Source organism: uncultured Barnesiella sp., assembly GCF_946496565.1.
Classification (GTDB): Bacteria; Bacteroidota; Bacteroidia; order Bacteroidales; family Barnesiellaceae; genus Barnesiella; species Barnesiella merdigallinarum.
The window spans coordinates 51,273-75,644 of the sequence record NZ_CAMMHD010000005.1 but is presented as its reverse complement, the minus strand read 5'-3'; the positions used below and the strand labels follow the sequence as shown (position 1 = coordinate 75,644).

At 53.8% G+C, this 24,372-nt stretch carries 30 protein-coding genes, 1 tRNA gene and 1 riboswitch; of the genes, 16 read left to right on the top strand and 15 right to left on the bottom strand.

The window, feature by feature from the left end; all coding sequences use genetic code 11:
• Positions 1–7 precede the first annotated feature (7 nt).
• Positions 8–1,324, top strand: a complete 1,317-nt coding sequence (locus Q1K76_RS04015; protein ID WP_087408853.1) for a TolC family protein — start codon at positions 8–10, stop codon at positions 1,322–1,324.
• A 157-nt stretch (positions 1,325–1,481) separates the two neighbouring features.
• On the opposite strand, the gene Q1K76_RS04010 is transcribed toward Q1K76_RS04015, so the two are convergent.
• Together Q1K76_RS04010 and pta are read right to left on the bottom strand one after the other, a co-directional pair.
• Positions 1,482–2,690, bottom strand: coding sequence for an acetate kinase (locus Q1K76_RS04010; protein WP_087408852.1), 1,209 nt, complete (start codon positions 2,688–2,690; stop codon positions 1,482–1,484).
• Between the two features lie 18 nt (positions 2,691–2,708).
• Positions 2,709–3,716, bottom strand: a complete 1,008-nt coding sequence (pta, locus tag Q1K76_RS04005; RefSeq protein ID WP_298663141.1) for a phosphate acetyltransferase — start codon at positions 3,714–3,716, stop codon at positions 2,709–2,711.
• Positions 3,717–3,947: 231 nt separating this feature from the next.
• Between pta and Q1K76_RS04000 the strand changes: the two genes are divergently transcribed.
• The 3 genes from Q1K76_RS04000 to Q1K76_RS03990 all read left to right on the top strand — a co-directional run bounded on the left by Q1K76_RS04000 (position 3,948) and on the right by Q1K76_RS03990 (position 7,615).
• The gene (locus Q1K76_RS04000; protein ID WP_300131229.1) at positions 3,948–4,331 is read left to right on the top strand and encodes an START-like domain-containing protein; all 384 of its coding nucleotides are present in this window, start codon (positions 3,948–3,950) and stop codon (positions 4,329–4,331) included.
• 112 nt (positions 4,332–4,443) lie between these two features.
• Complete coding sequence (locus Q1K76_RS03995) at positions 4,444–6,390, top strand: LptF/LptG family permease (RefSeq protein WP_258327526.1); 1,947 nt, start codon at positions 4,444–4,446, stop codon at positions 6,388–6,390.
• Positions 6,391–6,394: 4 nt separating this feature from the next.
• Complete coding sequence (locus tag Q1K76_RS03990) at positions 6,395–7,615, top strand: bifunctional 3,4-dihydroxy-2-butanone-4-phosphate synthase/GTP cyclohydrolase II (RefSeq protein WP_087408848.1); 1,221 nt, start codon at positions 6,395–6,397, stop codon at positions 7,613–7,615.
• A 160-nt stretch (positions 7,616–7,775) separates the two neighbouring features.
• Here the strand turns inward: Q1K76_RS03990 and Q1K76_RS03985 are convergent, their stop codons facing one another.
• The 5 genes from Q1K76_RS03985 to dacB all read right to left on the bottom strand — a co-directional run bounded on the left by Q1K76_RS03985 (position 7,776) and on the right by dacB (position 12,700).
• Positions 7,776–8,420: a hypothetical protein gene (locus tag Q1K76_RS03985; protein WP_298663143.1), complete on the bottom strand. Its 645-nt coding sequence runs from the start codon at positions 8,418–8,420 to the stop codon at positions 7,776–7,778.
• Positions 8,421–8,517: 97 nt separating this feature from the next.
• On the bottom strand, positions 8,518–9,393 hold the full coding sequence (locus Q1K76_RS03980) for a hypothetical protein (protein ID WP_087408846.1): 876 nt from the start codon (positions 9,391–9,393) through the stop codon (positions 8,518–8,520).
• Positions 9,394–9,411: 18 nt separating this feature from the next.
• Positions 9,412–10,137, bottom strand: a complete 726-nt coding sequence (gene rsmI, locus Q1K76_RS03975; RefSeq protein WP_298663144.1) for a 16S rRNA (cytidine(1402)-2'-O)-methyltransferase — start codon at positions 10,135–10,137, stop codon at positions 9,412–9,414.
• A 9-nt stretch (positions 10,138–10,146) separates the two neighbouring features.
• Positions 10,147–11,130, bottom strand: a complete 984-nt coding sequence (locus Q1K76_RS03970) for a hypothetical protein (RefSeq protein WP_258327529.1) — start codon at positions 11,128–11,130, stop codon at positions 10,147–10,149.
• Between the two features lie 163 nt (positions 11,131–11,293).
• A complete protein-coding gene (gene dacB, locus Q1K76_RS03965) occupies positions 11,294–12,700 on the bottom strand; it encodes a D-alanyl-D-alanine carboxypeptidase/D-alanyl-D-alanine-endopeptidase (protein WP_300131225.1) in 1,407 nt (468 codons plus the stop codon).
• Positions 12,701–12,875: 175 nt separating this feature from the next.
• Between dacB and Q1K76_RS03960 the strand changes: the two genes are divergently transcribed.
• The 6 genes from Q1K76_RS03960 (at position 12,876) to Q1K76_RS03935 (ending at position 16,374) form a co-directional block, all read left to right on the top strand.
• On the top strand, positions 12,876–13,478 hold the full coding sequence (locus tag Q1K76_RS03960) for a thymidine kinase (protein ID WP_087408842.1): 603 nt from the start codon (positions 12,876–12,878) through the stop codon (positions 13,476–13,478).
• Between the two features lie 58 nt (positions 13,479–13,536).
• Complete coding sequence (locus Q1K76_RS03955) at positions 13,537–14,682, top strand: AI-2E family transporter (RefSeq protein WP_300131223.1); 1,146 nt, start codon at positions 13,537–13,539, stop codon at positions 14,680–14,682.
• Between the two features lie 98 nt (positions 14,683–14,780).
• Positions 14,781–14,853 (top strand) — tRNA-Lys (locus Q1K76_RS03950).
• Positions 14,854–15,185: 332 nt separating this feature from the next.
• Positions 15,186–15,590: a hypothetical protein gene (locus Q1K76_RS03945; RefSeq protein ID WP_300131221.1), complete on the top strand. Its 405-nt coding sequence runs from the start codon at positions 15,186–15,188 to the stop codon at positions 15,588–15,590.
• A complete protein-coding gene (locus tag Q1K76_RS03940) occupies positions 15,587–15,952 on the top strand; it encodes a helix-turn-helix transcriptional regulator (protein ID WP_300131218.1) in 366 nt (121 codons plus the stop codon). The genes Q1K76_RS03945 and Q1K76_RS03940 overlap by 4 nt, the downstream gene beginning before the upstream one ends.
• Positions 15,953–15,954: 2 nt before the next feature.
• Positions 15,955–16,374 carry a hypothetical protein gene (locus tag Q1K76_RS03935; protein ID WP_300131216.1) on the top strand — a complete coding sequence of 140 codons (420 nt, stop codon included), beginning with the start codon at positions 15,955–15,957 and terminating at the stop codon, positions 16,372–16,374.
• Between the two features lie 301 nt (positions 16,375–16,675).
• Here Q1K76_RS03935 and Q1K76_RS03930 read toward each other — a convergent pair whose 3' ends face one another.
• Complete coding sequence (locus tag Q1K76_RS03930) at positions 16,676–17,215, bottom strand: flavodoxin family protein (RefSeq protein WP_300131214.1); 540 nt, start codon at positions 17,213–17,215, stop codon at positions 16,676–16,678.
• 18 nt (positions 17,216–17,233) lie between these two features.
• The gene (locus Q1K76_RS03925; protein ID WP_300131212.1) at positions 17,234–17,617 is read right to left on the bottom strand and encodes a nuclear transport factor 2 family protein; all 384 of its coding nucleotides are present in this window, start codon (positions 17,615–17,617) and stop codon (positions 17,234–17,236) included.
• A 156-nt stretch (positions 17,618–17,773) separates the two neighbouring features.
• Between Q1K76_RS03925 and Q1K76_RS03920 the strand changes: the two genes are divergently transcribed.
• The 3 genes from Q1K76_RS03920 (at position 17,774) to Q1K76_RS03910 (ending at position 19,074) form a co-directional block, all read left to right on the top strand.
• Positions 17,774–18,121, top strand: a complete 348-nt coding sequence (locus Q1K76_RS03920) for a helix-turn-helix domain-containing protein (RefSeq protein ID WP_087408838.1) — start codon at positions 17,774–17,776, stop codon at positions 18,119–18,121.
• A gap of 126 nt (positions 18,122–18,247) precedes the next feature.
• Positions 18,248–18,310, top strand: a riboswitch (Fluoride riboswitch).
• A 22-nt stretch (positions 18,311–18,332) separates the two neighbouring features.
• Positions 18,333–18,710, top strand: a complete 378-nt coding sequence (gene crcB, locus Q1K76_RS03915; RefSeq protein WP_300131209.1) for a fluoride efflux transporter CrcB — start codon at positions 18,333–18,335, stop codon at positions 18,708–18,710.
• A gap of 1 nt (position 18,711) precedes the next feature.
• Positions 18,712–19,074 (top strand): DUF190 domain-containing protein, encoded by a 363-nt coding sequence (locus Q1K76_RS03910; protein ID WP_087408836.1) that lies wholly within the window; start codon positions 18,712–18,714, stop codon positions 19,072–19,074.
• A gap of 121 nt (positions 19,075–19,195) precedes the next feature.
• Here the strand turns inward: Q1K76_RS03910 and Q1K76_RS03905 are convergent, their stop codons facing one another.
• The 6 genes from Q1K76_RS03905 to Q1K76_RS03880 all read right to left on the bottom strand — a co-directional run bounded on the left by Q1K76_RS03905 (position 19,196) and on the right by Q1K76_RS03880 (position 22,440).
• The gene (locus tag Q1K76_RS03905) at positions 19,196–20,164 is read right to left on the bottom strand and encodes a permease (protein WP_300131207.1); all 969 of its coding nucleotides are present in this window, start codon (positions 20,162–20,164) and stop codon (positions 19,196–19,198) included.
• A gap of 51 nt (positions 20,165–20,215) precedes the next feature.
• A complete protein-coding gene (locus Q1K76_RS03900) occupies positions 20,216–20,665 on the bottom strand; it encodes an arsenate reductase ArsC (protein ID WP_300131205.1) in 450 nt (149 codons plus the stop codon).
• On the bottom strand, positions 20,662–21,375 hold the full coding sequence (locus Q1K76_RS03895; RefSeq protein WP_258327977.1) for an aromatic aminobenezylarsenical efflux permease ArsG family transporter: 714 nt from the start codon (positions 21,373–21,375) through the stop codon (positions 20,662–20,664). Before Q1K76_RS03895 ends, Q1K76_RS03900 begins: the two co-directional genes overlap by 4 nt.
• 10 nt (positions 21,376–21,385) lie before the next feature.
• Positions 21,386–21,790, bottom strand: coding sequence for a nitrophenyl compound nitroreductase subunit ArsF family protein (locus Q1K76_RS03890; RefSeq protein ID WP_298663151.1), 405 nt, complete (start codon positions 21,788–21,790; stop codon positions 21,386–21,388).
• A gap of 11 nt (positions 21,791–21,801) precedes the next feature.
• Positions 21,802–22,032 carry a thioredoxin family protein gene (locus Q1K76_RS03885; protein WP_087408833.1) on the bottom strand — a complete coding sequence of 77 codons (231 nt, stop codon included), beginning with the start codon at positions 22,030–22,032 and terminating at the stop codon, positions 21,802–21,804.
• Between the two features lie 78 nt (positions 22,033–22,110).
• A complete protein-coding gene (locus Q1K76_RS03880; RefSeq protein WP_300131202.1) occupies positions 22,111–22,440 on the bottom strand; it encodes a winged helix-turn-helix domain-containing protein in 330 nt (109 codons plus the stop codon).
• A gap of 404 nt (positions 22,441–22,844) precedes the next feature.
• Here Q1K76_RS03880 and Q1K76_RS03875 point away from each other — a divergent pair, with 404 nt between their 5' ends.
• The 3 genes from Q1K76_RS03875 to Q1K76_RS03865 all read left to right on the top strand — a co-directional run bounded on the left by Q1K76_RS03875 (position 22,845) and on the right by Q1K76_RS03865 (position 24,290).
• A complete protein-coding gene (locus tag Q1K76_RS03875) occupies positions 22,845–23,357 on the top strand; it encodes an NAD(P)H-dependent oxidoreductase (RefSeq protein ID WP_300131200.1) in 513 nt (170 codons plus the stop codon).
• Positions 23,345–23,983 carry a hypothetical protein gene (locus Q1K76_RS03870; protein ID WP_087409583.1) on the top strand — a complete coding sequence of 213 codons (639 nt, stop codon included), beginning with the start codon at positions 23,345–23,347 and terminating at the stop codon, positions 23,981–23,983. Before Q1K76_RS03875 ends, Q1K76_RS03870 begins: the two co-directional genes overlap by 13 nt.
• 127 nt (positions 23,984–24,110) lie before the next feature.
• Positions 24,111–24,290, top strand: coding sequence for a DUF4250 domain-containing protein (locus Q1K76_RS03865; RefSeq protein WP_025279088.1), 180 nt, complete (start codon positions 24,111–24,113; stop codon positions 24,288–24,290).
• Positions 24,291–24,372: the final 82 nt, after the last annotated feature.

Sequence of the window (24,372 nt, the reverse complement as noted above, 5' to 3'; positions counted from 1 at the left end):
AAAGACAATGAATCTGAAAACGATATATACGATAGTTTGCGCCGTGGGGCTGGCCGGTACCGGTAGCGCAATGGCCCAGCCGCTGCTGCTTTCGCACAGCCAGTGCCGCGAGATGGCGCTGGCTCACAGCGAGGAGCTCGAGCAGGCCGATATCCGGTTGCGTCAGGCCGAACTCGACAACCGAATAGCCACGACGGCCTATCTGCCCAAACTCGAGGGGTCGGCCACGGGGGCCTATGTATTCCCCGACATCGACATGATGGGCATGGACCTGCGCATGCGGGGCATGTATATGGCCGGCATTACGCTGACCCAACCCATCTATACCGGCGGGAAAATCACGGCCGGAAAACGTATGGCCCGCATTGGCGAGGCGGCGGCCGGCGAGCAGTTGCGCATGGCCCGCATGGATATTCTGGTCGATGCCGATAATGCCTATTGGACCTATCTGGCGGTCGGGCGAAAGGTGTATATGCTCGAGAGCTATTGCGAGCAGATGGACACGTTGTTCAGCCAGATGAGCGGTTCGCTCTCGGCGGGCATGATTATCGAGAACGACCTGCTGCGCATCCAGGCCAAGCAGAGCGAGATCCACTACCAGTTGCAAAAGGCCCGCAACGGGGCCGACCTGTGCCGGTTGTCGCTGTGCCGGCTGATTGGGGTCGACGACACCACGGCCATCGTGCCTACCGATACGGCGTGGGTTGCTACCGAACCCGGTCTGCTCACGGCCGAAATCGACAACCGTCCCGAACTCTCCCTGCTCAAGCAGCAGGTCGAGATAGGCAAGTTGCAAATCAAGAATGCCCGGGCCGAGATGCTCCCCACCGTGGGGTTGTCGGCCGGGTATACCTACTATGGCAACATCAAGCTCAACAGCCTGGTCGATGTGGGTAACGGCACGATGATGCCCTATTCGGAGGAGTTCCGCGACGGTATAGGCATGGTGATGCTGGCCGTAAAGGTGCCCCTGTTCCATTGGGGCGAGGTGCACAAAAAGGTGCGTAAGGCTCGCTACGAGTTGCGCAGTGCCGAGTTGGACCTGCAGAAAAACAGACGGTTGCTCAACCTCGAGGTGCAGCAGGCCATGCGCAATGTGCAGGATGGTTATCGCCTGATAGGCACGGCGCAGATTGGGTTGCAGCAGGCCGTCGAGAATTTGCGGGTGATGCGCAACCGCTATGCCGCGTCGATGGCCACGCTCACCGATTTGCTCGATGCCCAGTCGCAGTGGCAACAGGCCGAGAGCAACCTAATTGAGGCTCAGACCCAATACAAGATTTACGAGACAGCCTATCTGCGGGCTACGGGAAGGCTCGAGTAGAGAGACTCTTTTATTCTTCTTTCATAGGAAAGCGCCCTGTCGCAACCCGTTGAGGGCAGGCGACAGGGCGCTTGTTGTAAACTGCCGGTTGCGCCCTGCACGGTGGGGGCCCGCTTTTACGGGGTGTGCAGGGGTGTCGGCCAGCTGTATGGGTCTGTTATTTCTTCAGACTGTCGAGTACGGCTTTCGTGTCGGAGGCAATCATATACTCCTCGTCGGTGGGGATAACGACTACCTTCACCTTCGAAGCCGGGGTGCTGATGAGGCATTCGGTGCCCCGAATCGTTTTGTTCAGTTCGGCATCGATTTCCACACCCATGAAGGCGAGCGGTTTGCACACGGCTTCGCGGGTCTGGGTCTGGTTTTCGCCTACACCGCCGGTGAATACGATGATGTCGACGCCACCCAGAGCGGCAGCATAGGCACCGATGTATTTGGTGATGCGGTATTCATACATCTGCAGGGCCAGGATGGCGTGCTCGTTACCGGCGGCTACACCGGCTTCGATGTCGCGCATGTCGGACGAGATACCCGAGATACCGGCCACACCGCTCTTCTTGTTCACGAGGTTGGCGATACCGGCCGAGTCGAGGTGCTCTTTATCCATGAGGTAGGTGAGTACACCGGCGTCGACATCGCCCGAGCGGGTACCCATCATCAGTCCCTCGACGGGGGTCATACCCATGGAGGTATCGACCGACTTGCCGTCCTTGATAGCCGTGATGGAAGCTCCGTTACCGATGTGGCAGGTGATGATGCGTTGTTGTTCGTAGGGCACGCCCAGAAATTCGCAAGCCCGGCGCGACACGTAGCGGTGGCTGGTGCCGTGGAATCCGTAGCGGCGCACACCGTACTTGGTGTAAAGGTCGTAAGGCAGGGCATACATGTAGGCGTGAGCCGGCATGGTCTGGTGGAAAGCCGTGTCGAATACGCCTACCTGGGGAACCGAAGGCATCAGTTGCGAGATGGCCTCGATGCCGGCCATGTTTACCGGGTTGTGCAGGGGTGCTATGTCGTAGCACTCCTTTATCTTCTCAATCACTTCGTCGGTGATGAGGACGCTGGCGTTGAATTTTTCGCCGCCGTGAACCACGCGGTGACCTACGGCATCGATTTCGTCGAACGATTTGATGCAGCCGTACTCTTTGCTGGTAAGTACGTTGAGTATGTTTTGTATGGCCGAGTGGTGCTCGGGCATGGGGCTCTTGAGAATCACCTTCTCGCCGCTGGGCAAGGTGAGTTTCAGGAACGAGTCTTCCAGGCCGATTTTCTCGGCACCGCCTTGAGCCAATACGGTTTTGGTATCGATGTCGAACAGTTTGTATTTAACCGACGAACTGCCGCAATTTAATACTAAGATTTTCATAAGGTATGTGTATTAAGGTTATTTTTTCAAGCTGATGGCCTGGTTGCAGGTGATGGTAATCATCTTGTACACGTCGTCGACCGAGCAGCCGCGCGAGAGGTCGTTGACCGGAGCGGCGATGCCTTGGAGGATAGGACCCACGGCTTCGGCGTGAGCCAGCCGTTGAACCAGTTTGTAGGCGATGTTCCCTACCTCGAGCGAGGGGAATACCAGCACATTGGCATGGCCGGCTATATCGCTTCCGGGAGCTTTGCTGGCTCCTACGGCGGGAACGATGGCGGCATCGGTTTGCAGTTCGCCGTCGATCTTCAGCGTAGGTTCCATTTCGCGGGCCAGGCGGGTAGCCTCGACTACCTTGTCGACCATCTCGTGGCTGGCGCTGCCTTTGGTCGAGAAGCTGAGCATGGCGATGCGGGGGTCGATACCGGCGATGTCGCGGGCCGTTTTGGCGGTCGATACGGCAATCTGAGCCAGCTCTTCGGCCGTGGGGTTGGGTACTACGGCACAATCGGCAAATACCATCAGTCCCTCTTCGCCGTACGAGGTGTCGGGGATGAACATCAGGAAGGCACCCGATACCACTTTCACGCCGGGTACGGTCTTGATAATCTGGAAAGCCGAACGCAGCACGTTGCCGGTGGTATTGCGGGCTCCGGCCACTTCGCCGTCGGCATCGCCGTTCTTAATCATGAGGCAACCCAGGTACAAGGGGTCTTCGACCTGTTTCTGAGCCTTCTCCATAGTCATTCCCTTGGCTTTTCTCAATTCGTAAAGCAGTTGGGTATAGGTCTCTTTCTTGTCGTGGCATGCGGGGTTTACCAGCGTAGCCTTGTCGATATGGGTCAAGTGATATTGATTGGCAAGAGCCTTGATCTCGTCGGGGTTGCCAATAAGAATCACATCGGCGATGTTGTCGGCCAGAATGCGGTCGGCAGCCTGTAAGGTACGATCTTCAGTTCCTTCCGGTAAAACAATACGTTGTTTGTTTGCTCGGGCTTGTTCTACCATTCGTTCCATCAAATTCATAGTCGGATTGGTTTTTATGTTGTTTTTTATACCTGCAAATGTAGCAATAAAATGTAATATCCAGTTTGCAATTCTGGGTAAATATTATATAAAATAGCTCGAATTTTTGTTTTCACTCCATTTTTTCAGGTTTTACTGCTAAAGATAAGAATAATATCTCTATATTCGCCGTCGGAAAGAGAAAAATTTTCCTTTGTCTGAAGAGGGAAATGCTATAATATAGAGAGGTTTATGAATAAGGAAAAGTTTGTGATTGAATATGAGTTGAAAAGCGTTTCTCCTGCTTTGCTTTGGCCTTATATAGGAACAAAAAGCGGATTGGCCGACTGGTTTGCCGACGATGTGCAGAGCGACGGCAAACAGTTTACTTTTTTCTGGAACAAGACATCGCAGGAGGCCCACCAGATAGCTGTGCGCACGGGGCTCTATATCCGCTTTCACTGGGTGGACGACGAGGAGAGCCGGAGCTACTTCGAGCTTCGCATTACCACCTCGGAGCTGACGGGTGCCACCATGCTGGTCGTTACCGATTTTGCCTATCCCGACGAGATGGCCGACAGCCGCGACCTGTGGGATCACCAGATCGAGACCTTGCGCCGCAAGCTGGGTGTGTGACGCGGAGGGTAGAGAGAGGTCTCTTTTCGACGATTCTTCCCAATAAAGGTTATAGCCTTTTCGGAAATTCATTTTTTTGCTTTACTTTTGCATTCTGATAATCGGCAAAAGAATGTTCTATATCAAACGACTATACAGGTTTATCCTGAAGAGCTTCTTACCCCTGTTTCTGATGACATTCTTCATCTGCCTCTTCATCGTACTCATGCAGTTTTTGTGGCGGTACGTCGATGAGATGGTAGGGAAGGGTCTCGAAATGTCGGTTCTGGCCGAACTGTTTTTCTATGCTGCCGTGACCATGGTGCCCATGGCCCTGCCGCTGGCCATCCTGCTGGCTTCGCTGATGACCTTCGGCAATCTGGGCGAGCGGCTGGAGCTGCTGGCCATCAAGGCGGCCGGTATCTCGCTGCTGCAAATCATGCGGCCGTTGGTTATCTTCCTTATCTTTGTGGCCATCGGTGCCTTCTTTTTCCAGAACAACGTACTGCCCAAGTCGCAGGTGAAGATGTGGACCCTGCTCTACTCGATGCGGCAGAAGTCGCCCGAGCTCGATATTCCCGAGGGGGTATTCTACGACCAGATAAGCGGCTACAACCTCTATGTAAAAAAGAAAGATCACAAGACCGGCATGCTCTACGACGTGATGATTTACGACATGTCGGCCGGTTTTGACAACGCCATGATTATTCTGGCCGACTCGGGCAAGCTGAAGATGACCGACGACAAGCAGCACCTATTCCTCACCCTCTACAACGGCGAGTCGTTTGAGAACCTGCGCGACCAGCGCACCAGTGCCACCAATATTCCCTATCGTCGGGAGACCTTTTCGTTGAAAGAGATCATGATTGCCTTCGATGCCAACTTCAACCGCATGGACGACGGCATCATGCAGAACCAGTATATCGGTAAGGACCTGAATGCCCTGCAACTGTCGATAGACTCGATGACGACCCGGGTCGACAGCATCGGCGACAACTATGCCCGCAGCCTGCGGTCGTCGGGCTACTTCTCGCTCTACGACCGGCCGGGGGCCAAGATACCCGCCAACGATTCGGTGCGGGAGCAGGAGGCATTGGCCGAGGCGGCTACGCTCGACCTCGACAGCGTGTTCAACGGCGGCAGTCTGCAGCGCAAGCAGCTCTACCTCGACCGGGCCTTGGCCCGGGCCGAACGCTATCGGTCGGATTACGAGTTCCGCAGCTACACGATGAAGGAGGAGAACAAGGTAATCAGACGTCACCAAATCGAGATGTACAAGAAGTTTACCCTCTCGTTTGCCTGCATCATCTTCTTCTTCATAGGGGCTCCGCTGGGGGCTATCATCCGCAAGGGTGGACTGGGTATGCCGGTGGTGGTGTCGGTGTTCATGTTTATCTTCTACTACATCATCGACAACACCGGCTACAAGCTGGCCCGTGATGGCCGCTGGGAGGTTTGGGAAGGCATGTGGCTCAGCTCGGCGGTGCTTTTGCCATTGGGTATCTTCCTCACCTACAAGGCGGTGAAGGATTCGGCCGTATTCAACCCCGACGTCTATGTCAACTTCTTCCGGAAACTGATTGGGCGGCAAGAGCTGCGCAAGGTGGTTTTGAAGGAGGTGATTATCGAAGATATGTTTCCCCGGGTGGCCATTGAGAAGGCCGAACAGTTGTCGGTAGCCTGCAACCGGTATCTCGACAAGGTGGGGCGCAAGCGACAGTCGTATTGGAGGTATTGTCTGTATGGATATGCCAAGGAGGATATTACGGCGCTGGGAGCCCAGATCGACGATTTGGTCAACTACACGTCGAATAGTCACAGTCAGCTGGTTATCAGTAAGCTGATGGATTATCCCGTGTTGCGTAACCTCTGGGTGTATCGTCCGGCTCCTTCGCCCAAATGGGGCTATGTGCTGGCCATCTTTTTCCCCCTGGGATTGTTGCTTTACGGGGTAGGGGCGCACCAGCAGCGTCTGTTGCGCAACGAGGTAGAAGGGGTGATTCGCACCAATGGCGAGTTGCAGGCTCTGCTCGAGAAGGATGAGGCCGATCGAATGAACGAAGAAGATAAAACTATATAAGGATATGAACAAAGAGACCATTTTAAGTACAATAGACGAGGCTGTCGAAGATTTCAGACAGGGCAAGTTTTTGATTGTCGTCGACGATGAGGACCGCGAAAACGAGGGCGATTTCATCATCGCCGCCGAGGCCATCACTCCCGAGAAGGTGAACTTCATGCTCACCAACGGCCGGGGTGTCTTGTGTGCTCCCATCACGCAGAAGCGTTGCGAAGAGCTTCAACTCTACCGCCAGGTGAGCCACAATACCTCGATGTTGGGGACTCCCTTCACCGTGACCATCGACAAGCTGGAGGGGTGCACCACCGGTGTATCGAGCCACGACCGTGCCGCTACGATACGGGCTTTGGCCGACCCCGCTTCGACTCCCGAGACCTTCGGACGTCCCGGTCACATCAATCCCCTCTATGCGCAAGACAAGGGTGTGTTGAAACGGGCCGGTCATACCGAGGCTGCCGTCGACTTGGCTCGCCTGGCCGGGCTCTATCCGGCTGCCGCCCTTATCGAGATTCTCAACGAAGACGGTACCATGGCCCGCTTGCCGCAGTTGACGCAGGTGGCCCAGAAGTTCGGCATCAAGATTATCGCCATTCGCGACCTGATTGCCTATCGGTTGAAACAGGAGTCGCTGATCGAGAGAGGTGTCGAGGTAGACATGCCTACCGAGTACGGACACTTCCGCCTGATTCCCTTCCGCCAAAAGAGCAACGGGCTCGAACATATTGCCTTGATTAAAGGCTCGTTCGAGAAGGACGAACCCGTTTTGGTGCGGGTACACTCCTCTTGTGCCACGGGCGACATATTCGGGTCGATGCGTTGCGACTGTGGCGAGCAGCTTCACAAGGCCATGCAACAGATCGAAAAGGAGGGTAAAGGCGCCATTATCTATCTGAACCAGGAGGGCCGTGGAATAGGTCTGATGGAGAAGATGAAGGCTTACAAGCTCCAGGAAGAGGGTATGGATACGGTCGATGCCAATCTGTGCCTGGGCCATCAGGCCGATGAGCGTGACTATGGCGTGGGGGCCAGCATCCTGCGCGACATAGGTGTGCACAAGTTACGGCTGATGACCAACAATCCCGTGAAGCGTATCGGCCTCGAGGCTTACGGTCTGGAGATTGTCGAGAACGTGCCTATCGAGGTGACTCCCAACGAATACAACCGCCGCTACCTGCTCACCAAAGAGAAACGCATGGGCCACACGCTGCATGTCGAAGAAAAGTAGTGGTTGACTCTGGTGCGTTTGTCCCTCGGGAAGACCGGGATGTCTGTCCCATGAGATGATATACAAACAATCCCCGCAAGGCTCTGTAAAGGGCTTTTGCGGGGATTCTTGTTTATGGCGTGTCTCTATCCCTCGGGTTGCGGCTATGCCGGCCGACGGGTTACAGCGGGTGCGACTCGGTGCGTGTCGTGAAGTCGTCGTTGACGATACTGCCCTCCCACATGCCCTCGATGGTGATGGGGGTGTTGCTTGTCAATTCGGTGAGCCAGGCGGTGTAGGCTATGTTGTAGTAGTTGATGCTGTACCGGCCGTAGACGTAGGTCTCGGTGTGAGGCGGGATACATATCTCGTCGATGGTCCGGTCTATTTCGGCCAAGGTCACCTCAGCCGTGAAGGACTGAAAGCTGTACAGCGAATCTCCCAGCACGATGTGGTTGTCGTCATCGACATAACAGGGGGTTCTCACCCGCAGGGTGTCGGTGTAGATTTGGGCCAGCACGGGGTCTTCGCTGGAGAAGTAGGAGTAGTTGTAGAGCGGGTCTTGTGGGGGCGAGGGTGTATCGTACCATTCCTGGTCGAGCGAGTTTGAGATGATGACGATACAGGTCTCGTCGGCCAGTTGGGTGGTCTTGCTGCTCCAATAGTCGAAGTAGTATCGGATACTGTCGACGACAAAGCGGCGGTCGCGCGCCGGGGGCAGCACGGGTCGCTCGGGATTATGGGGCAGGGGCGATTCCTTTTCGAAGAAGCTGTCGCACGAGGCAAGCAGCAGGAGCGGGAGTAGGATGGACAGATAACGAAACATGCGGGGCATCGGTGGTTCAGGCGAGGAGCAAAAATGAGGAGGCGAGGCCGGAGGTGTTGCCCTCCAGTCTCGTCTCGAATGGGGTTGACTATCGCAATCAGTTGAGCTCGACAACCAGGTAGCGGCTCAAGCTCCAGAAGCTCTCGGGATTGGTGATGACCAGCGTGATGTAGCCCTCGTTGTCCTTCTGCATTTCGTAGGTACCTTCGGGGTGCTTGGTCAGCAGCTTGGCCTTCTTGCTGTCGAAGGGGATGTCGCGCAGTTTGCGCATGTCGGCCGTGGTGAAATAATCTTTGTTGTATTCACCTTCCATCACCTTCTTCGACGAGAAGAGACCGCCTCCCTCGACAATCTTCTGCTCCTTCAGTTCCTTGTTGGTCCCCAGGGCATAGTATACGGTATTGAGGGCCTCGTCTTGAGTCATCAGCACCTCTTTCTGTTGCTGGTTTTCGGTGGTGAGGTTCTCTACCTGACCGGTGAGGTTGTTGACAGCTTCGTCGAGTTCGGCAATGCGCACGTCGCGTTTGGCGAGCGACTCCTGCAGCGAGGTAATCATTTCGGTCTTTTCGGCAATTTCGCCTTGCAGGCGGGTAATGGTCTTTTGCAGGGCAGCCGACTGGTTCTTGCTCTGGTTGAGCTGTTTTTGCAGTTTGTCGAGCCGCTCCTTGTTCTTCTGCAAGGTCTCGGCCACCAGGGTCATATCGTTTTTAATCTGTTCGCGGGTCGTAAGCGAGACTTCGCCGTTGGCGTCCTTCTGGGTAACCAGATAGTTTTCGGCCTCTTTGATTTGGCGGAATCCCTCTTCTACGTCGTTCATCAGTTGAATCATTTCGTTGAAGTCGGCCGTCGTCTGTGCGTTGACTTGGAGTAACGAATCGTTTTCGGCCTGCAGTCTTTTCACTTCGGTCGATTGGTTGGTACAACCGATCATCAATACAGATGCTGCGATGGCAGCGGTAATAGCCTTTTTCATAATGGTTTTAAATTAAAATTATAGTTGTGTATCGCTTTTGGGATATTTGTCTCTCTTTTTCTCCTTGGGCTTTTCGGGGGCTCCGGCCACGACGATGACGATTTCGCCCTTGGGCTCGTGTTCGGTAAAGTGGGCGATGAGTTCGTCGAGGGTGCCTCGCACCGTCTCTTCGTGAATCTTGGAGATTTCGCGGCTCACCGAGGCTTCGCGTTCGCCGCCAAAGGTATCCTTGAACTGCACCAGGGTCTTGAGCAGGCGGAAGGGCGATTCGTAGAAGATAATCGTACGGGGCTCGTCGGCCAGTTGGGCCAGCCGGGTGGCCCGCCCCTTCTTCTGGGGGAGGAAGCCTTCGAAGCAGAACTTCTCGTTGGGCAGACCCGAGGCTACCAGGGCCGGCACGAAGGCGGTGGCACCGGGCAGACACTCGACGGGGATACCCCGCCGGCGGCACTCGCGCACCAGCAGAAAGCCGGGGTCGGAGATGGCCGGTGTACCGGCGTCGGAGATAAGGGCAATGGTCTCGCCCCCTTCGATGCGTGTCACGATGCCTTCGACGGTCTGGTGTTCGTTGAACTTGTGGTGCGACTGCATGCGGGTGTGTATGTCGTAGTGTTTGAGCAGGATGCCGCTGGTGCGGGTATCCTCGGCCAGAATGCAGTCGACCTCCCGCAGCACGGCGATGGCCCGGAATGTCATGTCTTCGAGATTGCCTACCGGTGTAGGTACTACATAGAGCTTAGCCATGGTGCAGGATTATAGAAAGTGTTTCTGTACGATTTTCATAAACTCGGCCACTTCGGGATTGTCGAGGTCCCAGTTCAGGTCGTTGAGTATGTAGTCCTCGGCCTCGTCGTAGGAGTGCATGGCGTCGATGAGGGCCAGGGTTTCGTTCATGCGGATGTCGCTGTTGCCGAAGAGCTCGCGGCGGAAGCGGAAGCGGTCGTTCAGACTCAGCGCCTTGCGCAGCTCCTTGGCGTGCTGGCGTTGCAGCACCTCTTCGAGGGTGACCGGGGCGGAGGGCTCGTCGGCAGGAAGGTCGGCTGCGGGGGTATCCTCGTAGTCGGTCTCGTCGTAGTCGTCGGTCTCTTCGTCGTCATAGTCGACGAGTTTGTCATCCTGTGCAGCCGACCGCTCCTCGTCGCTCAACTGCTCCCAGGGGTAGAGCGGCTCCTCGGGTTGAGGTTCCGGCTCGGCCGGGGTTTCTGGCTCGGGTTGGGGTTGATGCGATTCGTGCGATTCGTCGGCCGGTTCGAGGAAGACGTCCGTATCGGGTTCGTTCTTGTCCTCTTCGGCTGTTTCGGCCTCGTGAAGGGGGGTGGGCTCGATGGGTGTTTCGTGCTTCCCTTCAGCCCACGTATCAGCCGGTTCTTCTGCTTCGGAGGTTGGGGCAGACGGATTTACCGGTATGTTCCACGGCTCCTCCTGATCGTCGAAAGCCTCGTTGGTCGCCGAGGCTTCCGCTTCGTGAGCGGGACGCTCTACGCCGCTCTCCGGAGTATAGGGGGTTGCCTCGTCGGCCGGGGCAGTATCGGCAAAAGGTTCGTGGTTCTGCAATTCGGTCCAGAATTGGGGCGACCTCAGTTCGCGGGTCGAACGGTCTATCGACTCGGCTTTCTCCCGGGCCAGCTTCAGCAGGATACCGGGAGCGGCATTGCCTGCCTGCTCGATGACGAGCAGGAGCTCCCGCAGTTCGCCCAGTTGGCCGATGATATATGCGATGCGACTGTCTCGTGACATAAATTCGGTATTTTGGTTATTCAAGGATAGCGGGGGACAAGTGCAGCGGCAAACGGGAAACACGGTTTTCGACACTTGCCTGTGCCTGACGGCCTTCTATCTTCCACAAAGATATACAAAAATAACAGATGTACGCCGAGAGCCGAAAAAATTTAGAGGTCGGTTACTCTTTTTTAGAGAGTGTTGCGGTGAGCCATGCGGCAATTTTCTCCTTCAACTGGGTGCGGGTGCAGGTATAGTTGTTGAACATCAGCACGATTGTATACCGTTTGCCCGAGGGGGCGGTGTAGTAGCCGGCATAGGCGTGGACATCGCTCATGGTGCCGCTCTTCAGCCGCAGTTCGCCGGGCAGGGGACTGTTGCGCATGAACGAGGCTACCGAGCCTTCGCTTCCGGCCAGGGGCAGCGACTGCACGAAGGTTTCGCCTACCTGCGGGTCGCGGGCCGTGGCGGCGAGTACCTGGGTCAGATAGCGGGCCGACACCCGGTTGTTGCGGGCCAGTCCCGAGCCGTCGTAGAGGAAGAGCTCGGTCGAGTCGGCCCCGAAGGGTTGCCAGTAGCGGCGTATCGTTTCGAGGCCTTTCTCGGCACTGCCCCGGGGAGCCGAGGCGAGAGCGATGTGCCGCAGCAGGCTCTCGGCATAGAGGTTGAGGCTGTGCACGTTGAGGCTGCGGGCCAGCTGGGCGAGCGACTCCGAGGGGTAGTCGAGCAGTTGGGTTTCGGGTCCTCCCTCGGTCGTTTGGCCTGCTTCGGTACAGGCAATGCCGGCCTGTTTCAACTGTTTGTGCAATTCGCGCAGGAACAGGCTGTCGGGATGGTCGACGGCCAGGTCGAGCCGATAGCGCGCCCACTGACGGGGAATGGTGCCGGTGAGGGTGTAGCGGTTGCCGATGTGGGTGACCGATACCTCTTCCCGGTCGCCGGGCAGGAGCCGGCTGTCGAGGTCGATGCTGCGCGGCGGCGTGATGCGGGCGGTCTTGTAGTTGTGTCCGTTGTATCGCACCTCGACACGTACCTGGTTGTCGCGGTATGAGAAGGCGTGGCACCCGGTGGCGTAGTACCAGATGAGATCCTCGAGCATCCACTTGGGCGAGACGGCCGGTCCGTCGAAAAGCGAATTGTCGACCACGATGGTCCCCTCGATGGCCCGGATGCGATGCGTTTGCAGGGCGTCGATTACCCGGTCGACAAACTCTTCGGCCGGGCGGCTGCCGTAGGCCGAACCCAGCGAGGGGTCGCCTCCGCCCCGTATCACCAGCGTGCCGTGCAGGGTCCCCGCAGAGTCGATTTGTCCGGTGTATCCCACGGTAGTCGAGGTGCGGTAGTCGGCACCCAGCAGCCGCAGGGCGGTAGCCGAGGTGATGACCTTGACGGTCGAGGCGGGAATGATGGCTTGCCGGTCGTTGTGCGACACGAGGGTTTCGCCCGTAGCCACATCGGTGATGCAGATGCCTATCGAGGCGGGCGTAAAGGCCGGGTCGGCCAGAAACGATTCGAGGCTTTGGGCCCGTGCGGGCGTATGCAGGAGCATGAATAGCGTGAGCAGTCCTGACAGGAAGATTCGTTGCATAATGTCTTGGTAATGTATGAGTATTGTCTTTGCAAAGATAGAAGATGAGAATTTCAGAAGCAAATTTTGTCGGCTGCTTTTGAGATAAATAGCCGGAGTAAAGGTTGGCAAAGTCGAACTATCTTTTTACTTTTGTTGCATCATTTAAACAGAAAGAAAAAAGAGAACGACAACTATGGTTTTGACCGAAAATAACTACGAGACCAGCCGCCGCGGAAGCATCGAAGTGATATGCGGCTCGATGTTCTCGGGGAAGACCGAAGAGCTGATACGACGCTTGAAACGGGCGAAGATTGCCCGTCAGAAAGTCGAGATATTCAAACCCGCCATCGATGTGCGCTACTCCGAAGAGAATATCGTTTCGCACGACAGCACCTCGATACTCTCGACCCCGGTAGACAATTCGCACAGCATTCTGCTCATGGCTTCGGGGGTCGATGTGGTGGGCATCGACGAGGCCCAGTTTTTCGACGACGGTATCGTCGAGGTCTGCTCCGAACTGGCCAACAACGGTACACGGGTGATTGTGGCCGGTCTCGACATGGATTTCCGCCGGGTACCTTTCGGCCCCATGCCGGCCCTGCTGGCCATCGCCGACGATGTGTACAAGGTGCACGCCATCTGTGTGAAGTGCGGCCATCTGGCCAACTACTCCTATCGGTTGGTCGATAACGACAAGCGGGTGCTCCTGGGCGAGAAGAACGAGTACCAGCCCTTGTGCCGCCGTTGCTACTTGCAAGAGATACAGGAACGTAAAGAGAAACATCACGAAGGGTAAACCGCAACCGCTCCGAGATTGTTAGATAAAAATATTGATACACAAAAATAGAGTAGCCATGACCGAACGCCAGCCATACACCTTCGACCGGGTCGTCCGTATTTTGTTCGGAGCCGTTTTTGTCGTGGGGTTGTTCTACCTCATCTATATCCTCCGCGGGGCGTTGCTCCCTTTTCTCGTGGCCTGGATTGTGGCCTATATGCTCAACCCGCTGGTCGAGTATAACAAACGGGTCTTCAAGCTGAAGGGGCGCGTGCTGGCCATTACACTCACCTTTGTCGAGGTGATTATTACCTTTGCGCTGCTGTGTGTGCTGGTGCTGCCGTCGGTTATCGACGAGATAGGCGTCATGCGCAAGCTGTTGAGCGACTACGTCTACAACTCGTCGAGCATCCCCTTCGTGCCGCAGGAGGTGCACGACTTCATCCAGCAAAATATCGACTTCAGCCAGTTGTCGAGCCTGCTCAGCCGGGAGCAGTGGCTCTCGATTATCGAGGATAGTTTCTCGGGGGCCTGGGGATTCATCACCGGTTCGGTGGGCGAGATTATCAACATCGTCAGCTGGCTCATCGTGCTGCTCTACATTGTCTTTATTCTGCTCGACTACGACAAGATATTGGTCGGGTTCCAACGGATGATTCCGCAGAAATACCGTCCCACGGTGGTCTCGATTGTCAACGACATCGAGGTGAGCATGAACCGCTACTTCCGCGGTCAGGCCGTCGTGGCCGGGCTGGTGGGCATCCTCTTCTGCATCGGCTTCCTCATCGTGGGGTTGCCCATGGCTATCGTGCTGGGGCTCTTCATCGGGTTGCTCAATATGGTCCCCTACCTGCAGCTTGTCGGCTTCATCCCCACCATCCTGTTGTGTCTGGTTTCGGCATCGGAGACCGGCACCAACTTCTGGTTGCTCTTCGGGGCCTGTATTCTGGTCTTTATCGTGGTGCAATTGATTGAGGACATATTCATCGTGCCCCGGGTGATGGGTAAGGTTACGGGGCTGAACCCCGCCATCATCTTGCTCTCACTCTCGATTTGGGGCACGCTGCTCGGCTTTGTGGGCATGATTATCGCCCTGCCGCTCACCACGTTGTTCCTGTCGTATTACGAGCGCTATGTGATAGGTGACGAGCCGGAAACTCCGCCCGAGGCGTCGGCTGGTTCGTCGACTCCGGATGAAGAGGTGAAGCCTGAGAAAGAGTAAAAAAACTGTTCTTTAACATAAATTTGCGGAGGTATCGTTTTGTAGAATCAAAAATTAGCCTTACCTTTGCAACGCTTTTACAAAAAGCACCAAGGTTAGATTCGCTAGCTCAGCTGGTAGAGCACAACACTTTTAATGTTGGGGTCCTGGGTTCGAGCCCCAGGCGGATCACCGAAAGACGAGCGACCACCTTATTGAGGCGGTCGCTCATTCTTTTTTAAAGCTCCGGCGAAAAGATGAGGGGGTGGAGAAAATGGATCAACGTAAAAGTTTATTTAATCTATTTTACTGGATTGTAAGGCTATAATTATAGGAGGCAAATTCTATATTCCCTATTTCAAATTTTCAATTTATTATTTTCTACTCTCAAATATTCTGACTTTCTTTTTTTTGGAGATTGTTATTTATTTTTATATATTTGTAAAAATACTGCGTATTTATTCTTTTATTAGCTAAATATAATTATGTTAAATCTTAAAATTTAGTTGTAACTAAACTTTTCTATGTCTATCTTTGCTCTCGAAGAAATAGAAGCTGTAAAAGGAAAACAAGTGTTTCATAAACTTGTTATAGATGGAAAATGTCCTTTAGACAAGTTTGAAATGGAACTGGAAGCATGTTATAAATCAGAGCTAACTGGTATATATGCTATTATGAACGATGTTGCTAATTTAAAGAGTGTCCCGTATCAGAAATTTCACTTTTATGATGATGCGAAAGGAGATTATCGGGAATTTGAATTCAAAAGCAAGCATCTGCGCATATATGGAATTACTCACGCGAATGGGAAAATTATTATTACAGGAGGAACTAAAGCTAACCAAAAGAAAGACGAAACCCTATTTCGCAAATTAAAAAAGGGCTATATAAATTTCAAACAAACCTCAAATAAAAGAACAAAAACATGAAGCGGGAAGATTTATTGAAGGATTCAGTTTATTGGACAACAAGCCTTCAGATGGAATTATATAGACAGATAGAATCGTTCATGCAGAAATATCGGATGAACCAGAAACAATTGGCCGAGTATCTCGGTTGTTCCAAAGGATATGTTTCTCAACTTCTTTCAGGAGATTATGACCACAAATTGAGTAAATTTGTGGCTCTTTCGTTGGCTATTGGTAAGATACCGAAATTCACTTTTGTAGATGTTGACGAGTACATTGAAAACGACAACTCCCCTTATACCAGTGTCGTTCCTAATGATATTTTTACTACTTCCCCCAATCGCGACCAGTTAATTCTTAATGATTACGTAATAGCAGCTTGAATATGCAGTCTATTTCATATAAAATACAGAAAATTAATGTATTACAGTTTGCTATATTCCCCGAGAAATTTATTAACGGGGAAAAAGTGCAAACATCTGCCTCTTTCGATTTTTCTTGCAATTTTGCTCTTAGTAGTATTCGATGTACTGCGACTATTAATTTTATGCAAAACGAAGAACTTCTCTTGACAACCGAGGTTCAGTGTTTCTTCAGCATTGCACCCGAGAGCATTGAGCAATTACAAGAGGAGCAAGAAATTCCCGTAGGTTTCCTACAATATATGGGCACCATTACTACGGGTACTGTTCGTGGTATTATCCATGCCAAAACCGAAGGAACTGTACTGAATTCTATTGTTCTTCCACCACTTAATTTGACAAAAACCATCACGGAAGGATTGCATATAGAACCATCTAAATAAAGGGATCCATCGTTTCAACTCTCTATAATACGCAGTTGTTTGTGGTAAGGTGCATTAAAAGTTTAACCCGTTACTCTTTTTTGGGGCGCTGATTTTTAATGGTTTGTAAATATTTTTTTCAATTGTTATTGTGTAAGTAAATCCACAGTTTTGTCCATACATATTGACGCCCCAGAATCGGGAGAAAGGCTCTTTTTTGTTGTGGCATGAGCGATATTCCGGCACGAGGTGCGGCACAAAAAAATCCCCGGGCCCTGCGGTGATGCAAGGGCCGGGGAGTGCGTGTAAATGAAGAGGGTAATCAGAATTTGTCGGCTAGGGCAGCAGCTTGCTGGCAGCCGTCGGTGTGGTCGATGTCGTCCACGTTGAGCACGCCGGGGATGAGGACTTCGCCTACCATCTCCCACTGCAGCAGGGCTGCGGTGCGTTCCATGGGGATGCGTACGCCGTCGAGTACGGTGGTGTCGTCCTCTTCGCAGCAGGCAATCAAGCCCCATTTCTTGCCGGCTACCTCTTTGCCGCCCACCACGAGCGAGAAGAGGCGGTCGATGGCTCCTTTGATCTGGGCCGGAATCGAATACCAATAGACCGGCATGGTGAATACCACGGCATCGGCCTCGAGTATGGCGGGGGCGATGTCGTTGAAATCGTCGTCGAACGAGCAGGCTTTGCCCGTTTTGTAACAGGTCATGCAGGCGTGGCAACCGCCTATCTTCAGGAAGGCGGCATCGAACCGGCGTACCGAGTGGCCCCGTTGCTCGGCTTCGTGGATAAAGGCTTCGGTCATGGCAAAGCTGTTGCCGTTTTTGCGGGGGCTGCCGGTGATGACTACTATTTTCATGGTCGTTTTTCTCCTTTCTTATTGTTGAATCGTATCGGAATTTTGGTTATAGGCTTTGGCTACGCACTTCCACTCGCCGTCGATTTTCAACAGCAGCAGGTAGTCGGTAAAGTCGATGCGTCCGCCCCACTTCTCTTCGAGCACGCGTACGACGGCTACCGTCTCTTCGAGGGCGACGATGTCGATGCGGGCATCGAAGTTCTCGCCGGCGCCCACGGTATCGACGTTGTGGTAGAACTGCTCGATGGAGCCATGTTCCAGTTTACCGTCCAGAAAGCCGAAGAGCACGGCCTCGTCGACAAACAACTCTTTGGCATAGCGGCTGTTGCCCTCTGCCACACTCTTGACAAACTTCATGGCAGCCGCTTCGACTGCCTTGTACTCTGCTATACTTGCTCTCATATTCGGTTGGGTTTTATGTTTGTTGCAAAGCTATGGGGTAATCCTTGTTTCTACAAGTACCGTAAAATTATTCGGGTACTGAAAATTTTTTCGGTATATCGCCATTTTGGGCAGTATGTTGTACATTTGTCTTTGTAATCAGAAAGGAGTGCGATTATGTATGAGCGTAAGATACCTGTCGATTTGGATTGTCCCTTGCGGCTGACCATGAGTCTGATCGACTCGAAGTGGAAATCGTGTATTCTGGACGAACTCCGGTACCGGTCGATGCGCCCCAGTGAACTGCACAAGGCTTTGCCCGAGGCAACTCCGCGGGTGCTCGACCTGCAGTTGAAGGAGCTGGTCGAGGATGGCCTGGTCGAAAAGACCATTTATGCCGAGTTGCCGCCGCGTTCGCAATACTCCATCACGCCGCTGGGCATGACCCTGATTCCCATCATCGACGCCATGCTCGAGTGGGGTACGAAAAACAAAGAGCTGTTTGAGCGGAAGTACGGCAAGTGAGGCCGGTGGATTTTCTGTTTGAGACGGTATGAGGCCGCGCCTTTATCCTCTTTTTACAGAAGATAGGATGCGGTTCGGCCAAGCAAATAATGCAAGCATCTTTGCTTGTCGCTCACCTTTCACTATCTTTGCACCGGCTATGGGATTAGCCTTTAACCGCCTTTATGTGCTGATGATCCCTACTTGTGATACAATAATAAAATGACATTTTATGCTGAAGACATTGCTGATTGTAGGGGCCGGCAGTTTTACCGGGGGTGCGCTGCGCTATCTTCTTTCCAAAGCGATACAAAGCTGGGGCTTTCACTCGTTCCCGGTCGGGACCTTCTGGGTAAACATTCTGGGCTGTCTGGCCATAGGTCTTTTTTACGGACTGTTTGAACGGAACAACCTGATGAGTGCGAATCTACGCCTGTTTCTTACCGTAGGACTGTGCGGCGGCTTTACCACCTTTTCGACATTTATCAATGAGAGTTTCCAGATGATTAGGGATGCCAACTTCTTTTACCTGTTTCTCTATGTGGGGTTGAGTTTGTTGGGCGGCCTTTTCATGTTGTATGTGGGGTATTCCCTTGTAAAATGGTTGTGATATGGAATTGGGAAAAAAGTATAAGGCATTGCGGGTCTATTTGAGCAATACCGATAAGGTAGATCACGCATCGGCTTATGAGACGATTGCCTACAAGGCCCGGCAATCTGGCTTGGCAGGAGCTACCGTATATAAAGGTCTCATGGGTTACGGAACCAGTAGCGAACTGACTCCGGTCAAGTTTTGGGAGTTTACCGAGAAGGTGCCGGTAGTGGTCGAGATGATCGATGAAGAGAGCAAGATCGATGCCTTTGTCGAGCAAATGGCTCCGTGGTTCGAATCGTTGCCTAAAGGCTGTTTGGTTACCTGCCAGGATGTCGAGGTTCTCTTCCTGAAAAAGGGGGACAGACCGGCCGTTCGGTAGATACACGATGCAGTGCCCGCAGCAGTCGGTACCGCTATCTTCGCCGTGCCGGTAAAAAGGAGAAACGGGGAGGGGAGTCGAGATGAAGGAATCCCGGCTCACTCTCCCCGATTGCTGTCGGTTACAGGATGGCGTTAAACAGGTATCCCGACAAGATAATAAAAAGGGTGATGATGCCGAAGAAGATACCAATAAGTCGCCAGGTCATCACCTTTTTCAGCAGGGTGGCTTCGGGGAGCGAGAGCCCCACGACGGCCATCATGAAAGCCAGAGCGGTACCGATGGGTATGCCCTTGGCTACAAATACCTCGATGATGGGCACGATGCCGGCGGCATTGGCATACATGGGTACGGCCAGCACAACCGAGAGGGGTACGGCCCACACGTTGTCGCGCGACATGTAGTGCTCGAAAAATCCTTCGGGCACATACCCGTGCATGGCGGCCCCGATGCCTATGCCTATGACGATGTAGAGGAGTACCCCTTTCACGATGCCCCACGCTTCGCGCAGGATGGAGGGCAACCGTTTCACGAAGGGGGTCTGTTCGCGCTCCCAGGTGTTGAAGTCGGCCGAGGCGTTTTGTTGTATCTGCTTTACCCAGTCGCTCAGGTAGGGCTCCAGCTTCAACCGGCCCAGCACGAAGCCGCCAATCATGCCCAGCAGGATGCCGCTCACCACATAGACGAGGGTGATGCGCAACCCGAAGGTGCCGAGAAACATGGCCACGGCCACCTCGTTGACCAGCGGCGAGGTGATGAGGAAGGCAAAGGTGACCCCCAGAGGAATGCCTCCCTTGACAAACCCGATGAAGAGCGGTATCGACGAGCAGGAGCAGAAGGGGGTGATGGCTCCGAAAAGCGAGGCGAACAGATATTGCAGTCCGTAGAGGCGCCGCGAGGTGAGGTAGTCGCGCAGCCGTTCGATGGGGAAGTAGGCATTGACGATACCCATAATCGCACTGATGAAGAAAAGCAGGATAATAATCTTTATCGAATCGTAGAAAAAGAAGTTGAGGGAGCTGCCGAGCGGGGTGGCGGCACTCAACCCGAACAGGTCGTATACCAGCCAGTCGGCAAATTGTTGTATCATAACAGGCTAAGTTTTTTTGTTTGTAATATTACGAACGTTACGTTTAAAAATTTATCGTTCACAGGCACATCGGGGCAGTTCTTTCCCCAGAATCTCGGTCAGATAGAATCGGGAGAACCTCTCTTTTATCAGGTCGCGAGCCTGGATAAAGGCTTGCCTTATCGTCTCGGGCGACCCGGTGACTTCCGAGGGGTCCTCGATGCCGATGTGCAGCCGGTGGCGCACCTCTCCCGAGAAGGCGGGGCAACTCTCGCGGGCGTGGTCGCACACGGTGATGACATAGTCCCACGTTTCGTTCAGGCAGGTTGCGACATCGGTCGGGCGGTGATGGCTTATGTCGATGTCGATTTCGGCCATCACCTCGACGGCATGCGGGTTGACCTGCTCGGCCGGATGGGTTCCTGCCGAGAAAACTTGCAGATTGGCATCGAACGATTGTAAAAAGCCGTGAGCCATCTGGCTGCGGCAACTGTTGCCGGTGCAGAGAATCAAGATTTTCATATCCAATTGAGTTGAGTGAGTGCATAATAGATGCCGATGGCGATGAAAATGATTGCCACCAGGCGGTTGAACCATCTTTGAAAGAGTTGCATGCGGTTGTAGAATTTGCCTATACCCGCCACGCTGTATGCCAGTATCCAGGCCGCCACGACAACCGGCAGTCCGGTAGCCAGGGCAAAGACCACGGGGAGCAGATAGCCTTCGGGCTCGATGACCGACATGGGGATGAGCATACCGAAATACAGCACCCCGCTGGTGGGACAGAAGGCCAAGGCAAAGAGCAGACCGAGCAGCAGGCTGCCCCATGCGCCTCTCAACCGTTCGCTCTTGGCCGATGGCGAGAAGCCCCACCGGGCGAGCGGGAGTTTGTCGCCTATCAGCATGAACAGACCGATGAAGATAAGCAGTGGTGCAATCAGTTGTTCGCCCCACCGACTTATCTCCTTTTCGATGAGGAAGGTATCGGCTCCGCTTCGCAGGATGGCAATGAGTATGGCCCCCAGCACCGAGTAGGCGACTATGCGCCCGACGGTGTACAGAATGCCGCTGGCAAACATGCGGTTGCGGTTGGCCATGTCTTTGCCTATAAAGCCGATAGCCGTGATGTTGGTAGCCAGCGGACAGGGGCTTACCGCCGTGAGCAGTCCCAGCAGAAAGGCGGTGATGACGGGCATCTCGCTCTGTTCGAGCAGGGTTTGCAGATATTCCATGGGGATGGGGTTATTTCAGGAGTTGGACAATCGTCTCTTTTACCTCCTGCTTGAATAGCTCCGTGTGACTGCGTGCATTCCGGAATGCAAAGAGGGTGAGGTCGTTGCGGCTTTCCTTGCCGTTGTTCCACCCGTTGATGAAGAGCGACGAGCGGCTTACCCGATAGCGGTCGGCCAGTTTTTCACCGTCGGGGGTCGAAATGTCGATGGCCCGGAATCGTACTTTTCCCTCTTTGACTTGAGCGTTAAACTGTTCGTCTATAACTTCGCGGGTGCAGCTCTCGATGGCTTTGCAGGTGACACAGCGCTGTTTGCCGTGAAAGTAGAGCACCTCGACATAGGTATCGGGTGTGGTTTGTGCCAGGCTCGCCGTCAGGTAGAGCAGGAACGAAAGGGTGAGGAGTATCGGTTTCATGGCTGCTGCGTTTATCGGGTGAGAATGCTTTTTATCTCGTCGGTCGATATTTTGCCTTTGGCTACCACCTTTCCGTCGACGACAAGAGCCGGAAGGGTCATCACGTTGTAGGCCATGATTTTTATCAAGTCCTCCTCTTTGGTGAGGGTGGCCGTCATACCCAGCTCGGCGAGGGCTTGTTCTACTCGTTCATACAATGCTTTGCACCCGGCACAGCCGGTTCCTAAAACTTTAATTTCCATAGTTGTTGTAATTATATTAGTTAAACGTAATTCGTAGAATAACGAACAATAGGTTCGAAAAAAAAACGGGGGGGGCTGTTACGGGCAGCACTTCCCCGACGAGCAGACGCACTGCTCGAAGAACTCGCCGAACAGTCGGCGGGCCTTCTCCCAGTTTTGCCGGTTGATGCAATACCGCACCTTGGGTGTCTCGACCTCGCCCTGGATGAGGCCGGCCTCCTTCAGCTCCTTCAGGTGTTGCGATACGGTGGCTTTGGCGATGGGCAGCTCTTCGTGGATGTCGCCGAAGTAGCAGGTCTCCTGCTGGGCCAGAAAGTGCAGGATGGCCACCCGGGCCGGATGCCCCAGGGCTTTGGCATACCGGGCCAACTGTTCCTGAGTGAGGGTATAGTCTCGTTTTTCGTCCATAGTCAGAATTATTGTTCGCAAATATACGAACAATATGTTTGCCGGACAACAGGTCGCGCTCATTTTTTTCCCGATTGTATTACAAGACAAGGGCCGAGGCGTGCAGCCTGAACACGAGCCTGCGGTCGGTTGTTGTATCGTAGAGTGAATGTCCGGAGATGGTATAAAACTGTATTGTATTGAAAACAAAAAGATTGTGGAGCGCTTTGACGAAGAAAATGCACTCCTCGGCAAACTTGAAAAGAAACAATAAAAAGTTCTAAAAATAGATAGACCGGCAACTGCCGTTTTGGAGAGAGTGGTGAAATGGCCTATTTTTGCCACCCAATTCGGGGATTATTTAGAACCAATATAAATTTGGCCGGTAGATTGCTGTGGCGTATTGACCCTTAAAACGATTGATTATGAAACTGATTATGAGTGACCGACCTATTCGATTGAACATTCGAGACCATTCGGAAATAAAGTATATCGACCTCTCGTCGCTGAAGATAGCCAACTGTACAGGCTGCTTCGGATGCTGGACCCGTACGCCGGGCAAGTGTGTGATGCGCGACGATGCGACCCGGGTCTATCCCTATATTGCCGCCAGCGACCGGGTGCTCTATGTGAGCCGGATGATTTACGGCGGATACGATACGGTGATGAAGCGCATGCTCGAGCGGGCTATCCCGGTGCAGCAGGCCTTTATCCGCATCGTCAAGGGCGAGACGCACCATGTGCAGCGGGCCGTGGTGCCCAAGCGGGCTACGATTGTGGCCTATGGCGACATCGATGCCGAGGAGCAGGCTCTCTTCCGTCGGCTGGTAGCCCGCAATGCGAGTAATATGAGCTTCGAGAGTCACGAGGTGATATTCACCTCCGAAGCCGAGTTGGAAAACTGTGTAAAAAACATTGTGGAACTATGGGACGAGTAATGATTATCAACGGCAGCCCCCGGGCTCCGAAGTCGAATTCGAAGCGATATGCCGAGCTTTTTATGAAATACTGCTCGGCCGAGACGGTCTATTTCAACCTGACCAGACGCAATCATCGCGAGTTGTGCGAGCAGATGGCGGGGTATACCGATGTGCTCTTTGTCTTCCCCCTCTATGCCGATGCCCTGCCGGTGGGGTTCCTCGAGTTTCTGAAGGTGCTGGAGAGCTGTCCACCCGCACGTAAGCCGGTGGTCTCCATCCTGATTAACTGTGGTTTTCTGGAGTATACCCAGAACGAGATTGCCATAGAGATGATGCGCCTCTACTGCCGGAAGAACGGCTATCGGTTGGGGTCTATTCTGGAGTTGGGCAGCGGCGAGGCCATTCTGGGTACACCCTTCAAGTATGTAGCCGTGCGGGCCATCAAGCGGCTGGCACGGTCGGTAGCCCGGGGGGAATACCGCACGATACAGGCCACCATGCCGCTGAGCAAGCGGTTGTTTATATGGGCCTCGACGTACTATTGGACCGCGTTCGGCCGCAAGTTCGGCGTGTCGAAGAGCCAGATGCAGACGATGCAAATCGAGGACGGGCGGTTGCCCCACACGCCTCCGACGGGAGAGTGAGGCGCTGGCCCGGCTGCCGGCCCGGCCGATATGCAAGGGGCGGGGTGGTGATTTTTATTCCCGCTCTCTTGTATCACCTGTGGGGGAAATTGCTATCTTTGCACCCCGAAACAGAAAGGAATAGATTATGAATACCTTACCCGAAGATCCGATGATCTTGTTTTCGTTTATCAACACCAAGTTGCGCGACAACTATGCCTCGCTCGATGCGCTGTGCGACGACATGCACATCAGCAAGGCCGACCTGGTGGCCAAGTTGGGCAGTGCGGGTTTTGAATACAACCCCAGCCAGAACAAGTTTTGGTAACCGGTCGCACCGGCTCTTGCCCTCCCCGCAGGGAGAGTTTTGTGCCGTGGCCGGTTTGTGACTCTCTTTTGATTTCAGCCCG

What these genes read in the sequence shown, in the direction of transcription:
- Q1K76_RS04015 (WP_087408853.1), top strand. Translation starts at nt 8, where the DNA reads ATGAATCTGAAAACGATATATACGATAGTTTGCGCCGTGGGGCTGGCC.
- Q1K76_RS04010 (WP_087408852.1), bottom strand. Translation starts at nt 2,690, where the DNA reads ATGAAAATCTTAGTATTAAATTGCGGCAGTTCGTCGGTTAAATACAAA.
- pta (WP_298663141.1), bottom strand. Translation starts at nt 3,716, where the DNA reads ATGAATTTGATGGAACGAATGGTAGAACAAGCCCGAGCAAACAAACAA.
- Q1K76_RS04000 (WP_300131229.1), top strand. Translation starts at nt 3,948, where the DNA reads ATGAATAAGGAAAAGTTTGTGATTGAATATGAGTTGAAAAGCGTTTCT.
- Q1K76_RS03995 (WP_258327526.1), top strand. Translation starts at nt 4,444, where the DNA reads ATGTTCTATATCAAACGACTATACAGGTTTATCCTGAAGAGCTTCTTA.
- Q1K76_RS03990 (WP_087408848.1), top strand. Translation starts at nt 6,395, where the DNA reads ATGAACAAAGAGACCATTTTAAGTACAATAGACGAGGCTGTCGAAGAT.
- Q1K76_RS03985 (WP_298663143.1), bottom strand. Translation starts at nt 8,420, where the DNA reads ATGTTTCGTTATCTGTCCATCCTACTCCCGCTCCTGCTGCTTGCCTCG.
- Q1K76_RS03980 (WP_087408846.1), bottom strand. Translation starts at nt 9,393, where the DNA reads ATGAAAAAGGCTATTACCGCTGCCATCGCAGCATCTGTATTGATGATC.
- rsmI (WP_298663144.1), bottom strand. Translation starts at nt 10,137, where the DNA reads ATGGCTAAGCTCTATGTAGTACCTACACCGGTAGGCAATCTCGAAGAC.
- Q1K76_RS03970 (WP_258327529.1), bottom strand. Translation starts at nt 11,130, where the DNA reads ATGTCACGAGACAGTCGCATCGCATATATCATCGGCCAACTGGGCGAA.
- dacB (WP_300131225.1), bottom strand. Translation starts at nt 12,700, where the DNA reads ATGCAACGAATCTTCCTGTCAGGACTGCTCACGCTATTCATGCTCCTG.
- Q1K76_RS03960 (WP_087408842.1), top strand. Translation starts at nt 12,876, where the DNA reads ATGGTTTTGACCGAAAATAACTACGAGACCAGCCGCCGCGGAAGCATC.
- Q1K76_RS03955 (WP_300131223.1), top strand. Translation starts at nt 13,537, where the DNA reads ATGACCGAACGCCAGCCATACACCTTCGACCGGGTCGTCCGTATTTTG.
- Q1K76_RS03945 (WP_300131221.1), top strand. Translation starts at nt 15,186, where the DNA reads ATGTCTATCTTTGCTCTCGAAGAAATAGAAGCTGTAAAAGGAAAACAA.
- Q1K76_RS03940 (WP_300131218.1), top strand. Translation starts at nt 15,587, where the DNA reads ATGAAGCGGGAAGATTTATTGAAGGATTCAGTTTATTGGACAACAAGC.
- Q1K76_RS03935 (WP_300131216.1), top strand. Translation starts at nt 15,955, where the DNA reads ATGCAGTCTATTTCATATAAAATACAGAAAATTAATGTATTACAGTTT.
- Q1K76_RS03930 (WP_300131214.1), bottom strand. Translation starts at nt 17,215, where the DNA reads ATGAAAATAGTAGTCATCACCGGCAGCCCCCGCAAAAACGGCAACAGC.
- Q1K76_RS03925 (WP_300131212.1), bottom strand. Translation starts at nt 17,617, where the DNA reads ATGAGAGCAAGTATAGCAGAGTACAAGGCAGTCGAAGCGGCTGCCATG.
- Q1K76_RS03920 (WP_087408838.1), top strand. Translation starts at nt 17,774, where the DNA reads ATGTATGAGCGTAAGATACCTGTCGATTTGGATTGTCCCTTGCGGCTG.
- crcB (WP_300131209.1), top strand. Translation starts at nt 18,333, where the DNA reads ATGCTGAAGACATTGCTGATTGTAGGGGCCGGCAGTTTTACCGGGGGT.
- Q1K76_RS03910 (WP_087408836.1), top strand. Translation starts at nt 18,712, where the DNA reads ATGGAATTGGGAAAAAAGTATAAGGCATTGCGGGTCTATTTGAGCAAT.
- Q1K76_RS03905 (WP_300131207.1), bottom strand. Translation starts at nt 20,164, where the DNA reads ATGATACAACAATTTGCCGACTGGCTGGTATACGACCTGTTCGGGTTG.
- Q1K76_RS03900 (WP_300131205.1), bottom strand. Translation starts at nt 20,665, where the DNA reads ATGAAAATCTTGATTCTCTGCACCGGCAACAGTTGCCGCAGCCAGATG.
- Q1K76_RS03895 (WP_258327977.1), bottom strand. Translation starts at nt 21,375, where the DNA reads ATGGAATATCTGCAAACCCTGCTCGAACAGAGCGAGATGCCCGTCATC.
- Q1K76_RS03890 (WP_298663151.1), bottom strand. Translation starts at nt 21,790, where the DNA reads ATGAAACCGATACTCCTCACCCTTTCGTTCCTGCTCTACCTGACGGCG.
- Q1K76_RS03885 (WP_087408833.1), bottom strand. Translation starts at nt 22,032, where the DNA reads ATGGAAATTAAAGTTTTAGGAACCGGCTGTGCCGGGTGCAAAGCATTG.
- Q1K76_RS03880 (WP_300131202.1), bottom strand. Translation starts at nt 22,440, where the DNA reads ATGGACGAAAAACGAGACTATACCCTCACTCAGGAACAGTTGGCCCGG.
- Q1K76_RS03875 (WP_300131200.1), top strand. Translation starts at nt 22,845, where the DNA reads ATGAAACTGATTATGAGTGACCGACCTATTCGATTGAACATTCGAGAC.
- Q1K76_RS03870 (WP_087409583.1), top strand. Translation starts at nt 23,345, where the DNA reads ATGGGACGAGTAATGATTATCAACGGCAGCCCCCGGGCTCCGAAGTCG.
- Q1K76_RS03865 (WP_025279088.1), top strand. Translation starts at nt 24,111, where the DNA reads ATGAATACCTTACCCGAAGATCCGATGATCTTGTTTTCGTTTATCAAC.